Origin of the sequence: Okeania sp. SIO2F4 (assembly GCF_010672385.1) — a bacterium.
In the GTDB taxonomy this organism is placed as follows: Bacteria; Cyanobacteriota; Cyanobacteriia; order Cyanobacteriales; family Microcoleaceae; genus Trichodesmium.
This window is the reverse complement of the sequence record NZ_JAAHGT010000201.1, coordinates 1-12,155: the sequence shown is the minus strand read 5'-3', so window position 1 is coordinate 12,155 and position 12,155 is coordinate 1. Positions and strand designations below refer to the sequence as shown.

The window sequence follows — 12,155 nt, the reverse complement described above, 5'->3', positions numbered from 1 at the left end:
CATGGCCAGTAGTAGGAATTTGGTTCACAGCATTAGGTGTGAGTACAATGGCCTTCAACTTAAACGGTTTCAACTTCAACCAGTCCATCATCGATTCTAGTGGTCGTGTGGTAAATACTTGGGCAGATATCATCAACCGGGCTAACTTAGGAATGGAAGTAATGCACGAGCGTAACGCTCACAACTTCCCTCTAGATTTAGCTGCAGTAGAAGCTCCTGCTATCAAGGGTTAATTTTTTAATTAGCTAATAAAAACGCTCTCCATTTTTGGGGAGCGTTTTTTTTATTTTTATCAGGACTTACGCAAACATTGCTGAATCAAGGGATGATACCAAATCCGGTATAGATATCCCTGTTATATCCCACCCTATAAAGACCTTGCATGGAAGGTCTCTACCAGGTTTTCGTGGTTTACTCAAAACGGGTGCGTTTAACCCGGATTTGGTGAGTATAAGAATCTGGCTGAAAAGTCGTCCACAGCTACGATACGATAGGAAGTAATCTCGCGCAACCCCTGAGATTGCTTCCTTCCACTCCGTTCTAGTCGCTGCGGACTTACAATAACTAATCATCCGGATTTGATCTAAGTGGGGTGGACATCCTACCTGCCCGAAAATATAAGAAACGGGCAAGATAGCCATTCTACAAAACTATATATTATGATGCGTCGGCTAATTAGTTTATTTTTAGCGATTATATTTTGGCTTTTCACCCCTAGTGTAAGTCTTGCCCAAAATAATATTAATAATCTTGATAACCTCCCACCAGAAAAAGTTCAAGAATTAATTTCTATTAGACATAGTATTACTACTATTGACGAACTAGAAAAAAGGGGTGTACTTTCAGAAACTCAGGTAACAACAGAAACAAGATATTACTTGGAAAAATCTCAACTTATTGTTGGGGAAAAGTTAAGCTTAGAACAGATTATACAATTAACTAATAACTACGAAATAGTTACACCAGGAAGCCAAACAAATATAATTCAAAAAATCGCTGGTTTTGTGACTTTTACAAATATTATCTTGACTGCAGCAGCAATTTTACTTGTGTTGGCAGTGGGATGGTTAGCTTCTCTATATTTAATTCCTATTCTGATGCTAATTCCAGGATGGGGTTATGAAATTATTATTTACTTAGTTTGTTTTGGTGCTATTGTTGGTGGCAAATTATTAACAGGAATAGGTGAATTTATTGCTTTTCCTGGTTGCTTAGGGTTAATTGGTGCTATTAGTTTTAGCCACTATCTGCATAGAAATTTTTTCCAAAAGCTTGTTGATGATAAAAACAGTTATCCTTATTATCTTGATAGTTTAATTCTGTTTATAATTTGGGCGATCGCTGCTATTGTTTATCAAAGTTCTCTCCTTGGTTTTATTGCTATTATTGCTTTGGAAACTTGTCTTGGTTTCTCTGTAATTATTACGCCTCTTCGTTATATGATTGGTTTTACGGAAAGAGATGTAATTCCCAGGGCAATGTCTGCTTCTTTAATTTTATTAACTCTATATGTTAGTACAGAAATAGTAAATGTTGAACTTCCCTATATGGGAATTTTTTCTACAGGAGTTTTATTTGTTGGTAGTTTTGTTTATTTTCTTGGAACTTTAATTGTTTCTAGCAAATGGTATGACTATGAGAAGTTTAATATAAATCGTTATCTCTGGTTACAATTTTTGACAATAGGATCGGGTGTTGCTGCGCTTTATGTTGGTTCGGTTTGGCAAGTTTTATTATTACAAAGAATTGGCGGTACGTTCTTTTTCTTGTATCTGATTGAAAAATATTTTGAATTGCCTTGGCAGGAAAAATTATGGGCTTGGGCAACTTTAGGTTTGGCGGTTATTTTGTATTTATCTGCTTTAGTAGCTAAACAATATCCAGAATATTTCTTCTTAGTAAATTAAAATTTAGAAAAGAAGTAAGAAGTTCATTAATTGATAATGGATAATTGATAATTACCTCTAAATTTTGCCTACCTGCTTAATAAATACTGGATTTCAATCTCTATTTATGAAAACTGCTTAAACTGTAAATATATTCTTGCTTTTTTCCAGTTTAGTGAGGTTAAATAAAAAAATGAAACCAATAAAATACTTTGCTCGGCGTAGAAAAAAATCTTGGCAAATTTTATTAGGAATTATAGCATTTATAAGTTTTGCTATAGGAGGTTTTGCGGTAAACCAGTTGCTAATAACTACTTCTAATAATTCTCCAATAGTTTCTCAAAGAAATAATTCTTGTGGTAGCCTTAGTAGTGGAATTACAGATAATGCAATCGCTACCTACTACGCGAAAGATATATATCCTTGGACAAATCAAATTAAATGGAATTGTGTCTATAATATCAAAGATTTCCCTGGAAATAATATTAATAAACGCTTTAATGCTGCGCGAGATGCTGCGGCAGCAAACGGTGGAGGGGTAGTCTATTTTCCTGCAGGAACATACAACTTTACTGATAGTATTAAACTCAAGAATGGTGTGATTATTCGTGGCGAAACACCCAAAGTTAAAAATGCTAAATCAAACTCTTTTTTACCTACTACTAAATTAGTATTTCCCAAATATGAACCTCAACTTTCTGGTAGTGGCACGCCTAATAATACGGCATTTAAAAATATCTCTACAAATACACCAGATAGAGATAGTAATATTGGTCTAATTAATCTTGATATTAACCGGGCTGTTATTAAGATTAAAGCTGACTTAGATAATGGCAAAAATCAAAATATTATTATTTTTGGAGTTCGGAGTAATAATGTTGCTGAACCAGACCCGGAAGTTCCAGATATTAATTTTCAAGAATCTTGGCAAAGACTTAGTTATCGATTTGCAGCTAATATCATAGTTAATGGCTATGCTAATGTTTTAATTAGTAATAATCGCCTCAACGATCGAATAACAGATAATTATAATCAACCAGGCTACAAAGTTAAGTCACGGGATAAAAAGTCAATTATTACTTATGAAAATGATGAGGTTACTTTCAGTTATACAAATCACTATGGAATGATCATAAATCGTGACAAAGCAAGTGGTTTTAAGTTAGCAGCAACTCCAAAAACAGAACCAGGATTATTTCGTCAGGGAATAGTAGTTAGAGATAATTGGATTTATCATACAATGCGGGTGGGAATTATGGCTGCTGGTAATGGTTTGATAATTAAAGATAATCAGATTAAAGACCAAGAAAATAAACAGTATTGGATAGATCCCAGAGGTAAAAGGGAGACTACAGGAGCAGTAACTTTAGAAAATAGGGGTATTGATTGGTCTGGATGGAATGTTTTAATTGAGGGAAATAATTATGAGGTTTATAGACATAGGATAGGAAATAGTAATTATTTGAGTACAGATGGAGAGGGGATTTTAATTCAGGAATGTTGTGGTGGTACGAAAGTCAATGGAGTTGTAATTAAGCATAATCTGGGTAATGCTTATATTGGTTTATATAAGGTTCGAGATATTCGTAATGTCAGTATTTTTGATAATAAAATAACATCCAATATTTTTGTGATGGCTGATACGAATAGCACGCCTTATTCTATGGAAAATGTGAGAGTTAAAAATAATCATGTAGCTGGTAAAATTACGATGAAAGCTAGTTTAGGTGGTCGGGGAAATTTGATTAAAAATAATATTGGTAAAGGTAAGAGTTTTATAGAATATTCTTGTGGAATTATGGTCAAGAATAATTCTGGTTTTGATGTGGAAAATTGTTATTAAAGAAGGATTCAACAAATGAATATTAACATTAAGGTAAATCTAATATAAGCACTATTAATTTTGTTGAATCACCAATTGAGCAAGGCGCTTAAAAATACTCACAACAGTATATAAATCCTCTTCACTATCTATAGAAAATAAACGAGATAATCCATATTGGGTACTATCTATTTTAAGTAGTTTGACAAATCTAAACTCACTACCATTTGTCACAAATCCAAAAGCCGGTTGTTTGAGTTCTGGAGAATCTAACATATAAGCTAATATTTGAGGAATTCCAACATTTAATGAATATTCAACCCGTTTTGCTTCAATTACTAATACCCAAAATTGAGGAGTATAAACCAATATATCAATTTTACCTATAACGATAGTTCCTTCATCTTCGGAAGTAATTTTTATCTGTTTTTTAGCAGATAGAAAAAAGGGTTCGCGATAAAAACCTGCTCCCTTCAATAAAGGTGATAATACGACCATTTTGACTAGAGGTTCTAACATCGGACGTTTAGAAAGACGTAAATAATCTGCTTTTACCTGTGCTAATTCTTGTTTTTCTAAATCGGTCAATTCTGGTAAATTTTCTTGCCACTCCGGGAAAAAAGTTGATTCGTCTACGCGTTGTAAACCAAAATTTTATTCTAAAGTATATAGGTCTATTTGGCTAGCTGGTATTGTTTGAACCATGATGTATTTTTGATGATTTTTTCCTCTTATATTAGATCAATAGATAGGTTACGGCTAATAGGAAAAAATTTTATTATGAGTGTAGAATTATTTGTGCTTTTTCATTTTGCGTTTTGCTACAGGACATATCAACACTCTTAATTGATTAATTGATAAAAAAGTTTTTGTTTGTAGTAGGGCTTTAGCCCACGATATCTTATATGAAATATAAAAAATTCTGCAAATATACGAATTGCCCCATCACCGTTTAGTAGCAAAAATTAATGTATTTCATATTAGGGCTAGAGCAATACTACGAGAGCTTCTAATTATAACCATTGAACCGGACAAGATATAATTTATTTTGTAAGCATTCAGTTAGCTCCCGGTCAGCAAGCCTCCTGGGTATTCAATAATTAATAATTAATAATTAATTCGCGCCTTGAAGCCTCCCCTTTTAAAGGGAAAAAGCGGAGGCTTTATACCTGAATTTTTCGGTAACTGCGAAATTCAGCAAATAATGAATAATTCTTTGCTATAAAGTTTAAGTTTTCGCGACTATGCGCGTCTTAGGCATTTTATAACTTTTTTTTGCCTACCTACTTAAGTTAATAATTTATAGCTTACGGCTGAATGCTTACTTTATTTTTAATATCCACTAGCAGCCATATCAAATTCATAAATATAGTCAGCTCTTTCAATTTTTGTAGTGTAATTTCCATCAGGATATAGAGTCAGTAATCTTAATCCGGGTGGCTTTTTATCTAGAACAAATTCGGAATTTTCTGGTTCAAATTGAATACAAGTAGAAGGGGTTGTTAAATAACGAACACCATTTATTTCTGTTTCAAATTCTTGATGAACATGACCAGACAAAACAATTTTTACCTGTGGATAACGATTAATTATATTTAATAATAGTTCTGGGTCATGTAAAATAATTCTATCCATCCATTCTGAGTTAATTTTTATAGGAGGATGATGCAAAGTAATTAAAACTGGTTTGTTTCCTATCATTTTTAGTTGAAATTCTAACCATTCGAGACTTTCTGGGCAAACTTGACCATACACACATCCAGGCACATTGGTATTTAGCAATAAAAAGTACCACCCACCAATTTCAAAAGATTTTTTGGCAGAAATAGGAGCACAATTTAACTGCTGTTCCATAATAGGTAAACGGTCATGGTTTCCTGCTATCCAGTAAGTGGGAATATTTAGGGGACTAATTAAGGATGCTAGACGTTGGTATGATTCGGGGGTTTCATCTTGGGAAATGTCCCCAGTGAGTAGCAGCACATCTGGCTGGGGTTGTAATTGTCCCAGTTTCTCTAAAACTTTTAGGAAAGATGTTTCGGTGGAAACTCCATACATTTTTCCCTGAGTGGGGTCTGCAAATAGATGGGTGTCGGTAATTTGGGCGACAAGTACAGGAAATTGAGACATAATGGTTAATCAGAAAGTTTTGATATATCAAGGATAAGAATCTTAAAGATAGCTTTAAATATTTGTCCATAGTGCAATGGAAAACAAGACCATAAGTGATTTAGATCGCATTCAGTTTTAGGCTTGCTATATTTCCTGGGATAGTGTATATTAATGTGTGTGGGTAAAAATGGCGGCATGGCCAAGTGGTAAGGCAAGGGTCTGCAAAATCTTTATCCCCAGTTCGAATCTGGGTGCCGCCTTTGATTTTAGTTATATTACTGTTGTTGACCAAAAAATAAGGTCTCAAGCATCTCTCTTTTAAGAGAATGAAAAAAATAAACTTCAGTATTTCATGATAACTGGTAACTGAAATTACCTTTGATTAAGGTGTTTTTTTTGTTGTTAATTTGTTGGCAAGCATTCAGCCGTCAGCTAGCCTCTTTCAGAGGAGCTAACGCTAACAGCTATCAGCTAAGGTATTTAGTATTTAGACCATATATTTAATTTTTCTCAAAGGCAATATAGAGAATATAAAATCTAGATACACAACAGCTTATAATTTATTTGCCTAATTTATTTGCCTAATTTATTCAAAAAGCGCTCGAGCTGAGTGCTAATAGCTGAATGCTTACATTTGTTGGGCTATTTTAATGCTGCTTTGAGAGCGTGCCAGCTTAATAAAACACATTTAATTCTGATGGGAAACTGAGAGACTCCTTGAAAGATATTTAGCTTTGGTAAATTATCTAAAAGACTAATTTCTCCTTTGAGCATTTGACGGAATTTTTCTATTATTTCTAATGCTTCTTCTACAGTTTTTCCTGACAATGTTTCTGCCATTAAATCTGCTGAGGCAATGGTTAATGCACAACCTTTTCCTTGAAATTTTATATCTTCTATAATCTGATTTGTTTGGTTAAATTTTATTGTTAATTCGATACGATCGCCACAGATAGGATTATTTCCTAGTTGCTGCTGATGTATTGGGTTAGTTTTGCCTTGGTTTTGTGGGTGTTTAGCGCGTTCGAGAATAGTTTGATATTGGAGGTTACGAAGATGATTTTGGGTATTCATAATTATTAAGGGAACAGGGAACAGGGAACAGGGAACAGGGAATAATACAAATATTATAAATGTTTGCTACATTTTCTTGAGTAGGGAAGTGGGGGAAGGTAGGGAGGTTGCATGCAACGTCCCTACACATAATAATAATTAATACCAAACTTCGCGAGCTTGAGAAACGTTATAACAATAATAAAGTAGCACAAAATAATTCTATATCACAAGTTTGTTAATCGTTGATAATCAGCAAAGGTATCAATATCTATTTCTCCTTTGGGAAAATCAACAGTTGCAACTTGGTGAGAATAATTTTTGATGATTTGTTTAGCACCTTTGGCTGTTTTTAAATTGAGCATTTCTGGAAAAAATTTAGCACTAAATAAAGCAGGAACTCCGAAAGTACCAGAATATTCACAAGCAACTATTGCCTTACCTGTTAAATAATAAACATCAATAATTTTTTTGATAATTTGAGTAGAAACAAAAGGTTGGTCACATAGCATTAATAGTACAGCTTCTAGATTTTCTTGAGTTGCTTCGAGGCTATTAATACCAACTTTTATTGAAGTATTCATTCCCTCTTGCCAATCACAATTTTTGACAATTTTTACAGGAAAATTGCTAACTTCAGGAAATATCAGATCGGCATAAGCACCCAAGACTAAAACTATTGGCGTACAACCAGAATTAACAGCAATTTCCACAGTATTAAAAATCAAACTATGCTCTTGATAAATTAACAATTGTTTGGGCTTACCTAAACGAGTTGAAGCGCCAGCAGCTAAGATTATAATTCCGATAGATTTATTCATTATTTGAGGACGTTTAGCTTGAAAATGTGGGTGAAAAAACCTAACCCCCCAACCCCCTTCCCTACAAGGGAAGGGGGAGGAATATTCTCCCCTCTCCTTCTAGGAGAGGGGTTGGGGGAGAAGTCTTCCGGGTTGCTCAAACTTACCCACCATTTTAGTCTAGACAGGCTAATTTTCACTGTGAATTGGTAGTTGACGGTGACGTAAAAAACCTGCCGAACGGTTAGTTATAACTGCTTGAATTTCGGCAATAATTGCTAAAGCAATTTCTTGGGGATTATCAGCGCCAATATCTAGACCGACTGGAGCATATAAATGTTTTTTGTATTGCTCATCTATGGAAATTTCTCCTAATAATTTTTCGGTTCTTCTGCGCGGTCCGAGTATTCCTAAATAACGCAACGGTAAAGGTAAAATATTTTGGAGAATTGTCAAATCATATATATAGTTATGAGTCATTACAACTGCCACAGTTTTTTCATCTAAAATTACTGATTTTGGGAGTTTTTCATATTCGGAAATAATTATATCATCAGCTTCGGGAAATCTGGTGGAAGTGGCATAAGCAGGGCGATGGTCTAATACTGTGACAGACCATCCTAATTGTTTGGCAAAATATACTATAGGTATGGCATCGTGACCAGCACCAAATATTACTAGAGATAGGGGTGGATGAATTACTTCTATAAAGGCTTCTATATTATGAGTAGATATGTGAAATGATTTACCCGATAGTTGAGCATTTTTGCCATGATTTAGTAATAGTTGAACGAGAGAATAATCAGTTATTTTGGTAGTAAAATCACCATCTGGGGATAACATTAAGTGATGGTGTTCTATAGCTTGACTTTTAAATATTGTGACTAATACTCCTGGTTGTCTATCCTGAAGACAGTTAGCAAAAAATGACATTAAAATTGTTCCATTTTCACCAAATAAAGGTTCGATCAAAATATCAACTATTCCCTGACAACCCATCCCTAAACCCCAGAGAATATCTGCTTCGGAGGTAGTGTCGTAGGAGACCAGGCGAGATTTTTGAGAATTCATTACTTCTTGCGCTTGCTCAAAAACGTCACCTTCCAGACAACCACCACTGAGGGAACCTACCATTTCACCTTTGGAAGTCATCAACATTCGCGCTCCTGGTCGGCGATATGTGGAACCTGCTACTTTGACAATAGTGGCGAGAGCGATGGTTTCTCCAGAATTTTTGAGTTTGTTGTAGGTTGTAATAATGTCTTGTAATTCTTTCATATTAGGTAGTAGGGAGTAGGGAGTAGGGAGTAGGGAGTAGGGAGTAGGGAGTAGGTAGGGACGTTGCATGCAACGTCCCTACAGAAAAAGGAAGACTGAAATTGAAGTAAATATTGAAAAATATTGTTGGGGCATTCTCCAATTATCAAATATATTCACAGCAAGAATTTAACTTCTGACTTTATTTTAATGATGGTAGATAACTAACTTTAGCCCATGCAGCAATAATCTTACCTAACCATTGAATCTTGTCATGAGACTGATAGGCAAGAAGATGATAATCTTGATGGGTAGTTTTAATTAACAAACCCCATGATGAGAATCTATTTCCTTTAAAACCGCTAGTTTTAACTTGTTGTATATATTTAATTTTTGAGCGCCTAATTTCTTGTTTTTTTTCTTTAAAACTACCTAATTTTTCATTAAAAACTAGGCAGTCAAATCTAAAATCAAAGCTTGCTTTTGCTAGGAAAAAATATAGGATTATATAGACTTGATTAAAAATTTTAGCCGCAAAAAAATACATCACTAAAGGAATAAAGAAAAATATAAAAGTTAAAATACTGATTAAATAATCTTGAATCAGGATAAATGAAGTTATCAGCAATGTAGCAATAAAAATACAGAATAGTATCCAAGCTAAAAGGCAAATAATTGCGAATGTAAGTAAGTATCTCATACCATTTGGACGGTAAACTAATAGAAGTTCACTGTTAGGAGAGTAGAATATTCTAAACCCTTTAGGAGGTGGAATAATTGGTAACATATATAGAAGCAAAGATAATCAAGGAAGTAAGTCAAAACTCAAAATTAACAGAAGTTTATAATTTTTTTATCGTAATTGATTGACTTTTAGTAAATATCTATTTTAGGGCTAGAGCAATACTACGAACTTTAATTGTAACTATTCAACCGGACATAGTTTTATTTGTATAATTTTTTTTTAATTGGTATTAATTGGGGATTAATTTTCGGAAAATCAAATATTTTTCTAGGGATGTTCTATGGAATAACGCTACTAGACCGACAGAGCTAAAATGGTGCGTTACTACGGATTATTAAATACCTTTCACAGTCTATATTTTAGCCGTCTAACGCACCCTACAAATCTTCCTGTTCCCTGTTCCCTATTCCCTATTCCCTATTCCCTATTTTATAATTTATCTGGAGCATTGACTTAATCAAAGAAGAACGATATAATGCGTCATAAACAGTACTATTATACAGACTGTGTTTTCCGCGCATACAAAACACACATATGAAATCCATTAGAACCAAGCTCAAACTTAATAACAAGCAGAAAACTCTGATGGCTCAACACGCAGGTTACTCACGTTGGTGTTATAACTGGGGTTTAAGTTTATGGAATGCTGCTTACAAGACTGGTGAAAAACCTAATATTCGTATAATTAGAGAAGTTTTTACTAACCACACAAAGCCTTTATATCCTTGGATGAAAAAGTTGTCATCTAAAGTTTACCAATATGCTTTCCGAAATTTAGGTGAAGCATTTAAAAGGTTCTTTAAAGGATTAGGAAAATACCCAAAGTTTAAAAAGAAGGGTAGGTCTGATTCTTTCACAATTGATAATTCGGGAAAACTAATAGAATTAAATGGATGGAATCATAAATTACCTTTTATTGGTATTGTCAAAACTTATGAACCCATTGAAGCAACAACTAAAAAAATCACCATTAGTAGACAGGCTCGAGATTGGTATCTTAGCTGTAGCTATGAATTTCATCCTCACAACCCACCCCTCTTGCTCCCCTCCCAGGAGGGGATGGGGGTGGGTGATATTATCGGTGTAGATTTAGGTGTAAAAACATTAGCAACTTTAAGTGATGGGAAAGTGTTTGCAAGTGTAAAGGCTTACCGATCCTTGGAAGAGAAGCTCTCTAGACTACAATACCTAAACCGCAATAAAATAATTGGTTCTGCTAACTGGAAAAAAGCACAACTTAAAATAGTGGCATTGCATGGAAGGGTAGCAAACATCCGCAAAGACGCACTTCATAAACTGACAACATACTTAGCCAAAAACCACGGCAGAGTTGTCATAGAAGATTTAAACGTCAGGGGTATGTTAGCTAACCATAAGCTGGCGAAAATCAGTTAGCAGATAGTGATTTTATGAATTTAGGCGACAGCTTAAATATAAATGCCAATGGTATGGTTCTGAGCTAGTGGTAGTAGATAGATTCTTTCCATCATCAAAGACTTGCTCAAACTGCGGTCATGTTCAAGATATGCCATTAAATCTGAGAACTTATGATTGCCCAGAATGTGGGTTGTCAATCTTATTGAGATTTAAACGCAAGTATTAATTTAAGAAATGCGGTCGGCTCGACCGTGAATGCCTGTGCATGAATGCCTGTGGATGAGTAACCGCCGACGGCCTCAGTAGAAGCAGGAAGTAAACGTCAAATTGTCACGTTATGTGACGCTTTGTATCAGTTTTATAGAGCAGTAATAGGCAAATCTCTGATACGTTTACCTGTGGCATGATAAACAGCATTAGCGATCGCTGCTGCAACGCCGACTACAGAAAGTTCCCCAATACCCTTAGTACCCAAAGCATTGACATAGGGATCTTCCTCCTCTACAAACTGCACCTGAATATCTGGCACATCTAACTGCACGGGTATCAAATAATCAGAAAGATTATGATTCAGAATGCGACCGTAGTGGGGAGACATTACCGTATGTTCCATCAACGCCATACCAATACCCCAAGTAATACCCCCGATCATTTGACTGCGAGCAGTCTTAGCATTGAGAATACGTCCGGCACCATAAACACCAACACATCGCGCCACCCGCACCTCTCCCAAAAGTCTGTCTACTTGCACTTCCACAAAAACTGCCCCAAAAGAATGTTTGGCATATTCTTGTTGCTCTTTTTTCGATGCGTTGTTACCAACCGCTTCAATATTTTCTAAACCATGACGAGTGAGAATTTTCTGATAACTTTCTCCCACAGTAGGATTATTTTGCAGCAATAATTTCCCTGAATCAAAAATTATCTCCTCTGGTTTTACCTGATAAAGTGGAGATTCTGAGTCAGAAATTGCCATTTCTAATATTTGATTCCGAGCGTTCGTTGCTGCTGCTTGTACCGCCGAACCTACACTACTCGCTGTAGTTGAATTTCCTGTGAGTGGAGCTTTAGGTAAATTTGTGTCACCGAGCTTAAATTCCACA

9 protein-coding genes, 1 tRNA gene and 2 pseudogenes are annotated in these 12,155 nt (G+C 35.0%); 5 read left to right on the top strand and 7 right to left on the bottom strand.

What is annotated here, in order from left to right:
• The 3 genes and pseudogenes from F6K22_RS14880 to F6K22_RS14870 all read left to right on the top strand — a co-directional run.
• Window positions 1-233, top strand: a pseudogene (locus tag F6K22_RS14880) (photosystem II q(b) protein); the annotation flags it as partial.
• 426 nt (window positions 234-659) lie between these two features.
• Window positions 660-1,907 carry a hypothetical protein gene (locus F6K22_RS14875; RefSeq protein WP_293098976.1) on the top strand — a complete coding sequence of 416 codons (1,248 nt, stop codon included), beginning with the start codon at window positions 660-662 and terminating at the stop codon, window positions 1,905-1,907.
• A gap of 172 nt (window positions 1,908-2,079) precedes the next feature.
• Window positions 2,080-3,729: a glycosyl hydrolase family 28-related protein gene (locus tag F6K22_RS14870; RefSeq protein ID WP_293098973.1), complete on the top strand. Its 1,650-nt coding sequence runs from the start codon at window positions 2,080-2,082 to the stop codon at window positions 3,727-3,729.
• 54 nt (window positions 3,730-3,783) lie between these two features.
• Here the strand turns inward: F6K22_RS14870 and F6K22_RS14865 are convergent, their stop codons facing one another.
• Both F6K22_RS14865 and cpdA read right to left on the bottom strand, forming a co-directional pair.
• Window positions 3,784-4,296: a type I restriction endonuclease gene (locus F6K22_RS14865; RefSeq protein WP_363273580.1), complete on the bottom strand. Its 513-nt coding sequence runs from the start codon at window positions 4,294-4,296 to the stop codon at window positions 3,784-3,786.
• A gap of 744 nt (window positions 4,297-5,040) precedes the next feature.
• The gene (gene cpdA / locus F6K22_RS14860) at window positions 5,041-5,838 is read right to left on the bottom strand and encodes a 3',5'-cyclic-AMP phosphodiesterase (RefSeq protein WP_293098971.1); all 798 of its coding nucleotides are present in this window, start codon (window positions 5,836-5,838) and stop codon (window positions 5,041-5,043) included.
• Between the two features lie 171 nt (window positions 5,839-6,009).
• Here cpdA and F6K22_RS14855 point away from each other — a divergent pair.
• Window positions 6,010-6,080 (top strand) — tRNA-Cys (locus F6K22_RS14855).
• Between the two features lie 382 nt (window positions 6,081-6,462).
• Here F6K22_RS14855 and sufU read toward each other — a convergent pair.
• The 4 genes from sufU to F6K22_RS14835 form a co-directional block, all read right to left on the bottom strand.
• Window positions 6,463-6,894, bottom strand: coding sequence for a Fe-S cluster assembly sulfur transfer protein SufU (sufU, locus tag F6K22_RS14850; RefSeq protein WP_293098968.1), 432 nt, complete (start codon window positions 6,892-6,894; stop codon window positions 6,463-6,465).
• Window positions 6,895-7,100: 206 nt separating this feature from the next.
• Window positions 7,101-7,694, bottom strand: coding sequence for a nucleotidyltransferase family protein (locus F6K22_RS14845; RefSeq protein ID WP_293098966.1), 594 nt, complete (start codon window positions 7,692-7,694; stop codon window positions 7,101-7,103).
• 168 nt (window positions 7,695-7,862) lie between these two features.
• Window positions 7,863-9,020, bottom strand: coding sequence for an XdhC family protein (locus tag F6K22_RS14840; protein ID WP_293098963.1), 1,158 nt, complete (start codon window positions 9,018-9,020; stop codon window positions 7,863-7,865).
• 112 nt (window positions 9,021-9,132) lie between these two features.
• A complete protein-coding gene (locus tag F6K22_RS14835; RefSeq protein WP_293098961.1) occupies window positions 9,133-9,717 on the bottom strand; it encodes a hypothetical protein in 585 nt (194 codons plus the stop codon).
• Window positions 9,718-10,209: 492 nt separating this feature from the next.
• Here F6K22_RS14835 and F6K22_RS14830 point away from each other — a divergent pair.
• Window positions 10,210-11,321, top strand: a pseudogene (locus tag F6K22_RS14830) (RNA-guided endonuclease InsQ/TnpB family protein).
• A gap of 89 nt (window positions 11,322-11,410) precedes the next feature.
• Here F6K22_RS14830 and F6K22_RS14825 read toward each other — a convergent pair.
• On the bottom strand, window positions 11,411-12,155 hold a 745-nt coding region (locus tag F6K22_RS14825), incomplete at its 5' end, for a xanthine dehydrogenase family protein molybdopterin-binding subunit (RefSeq protein WP_293098959.1).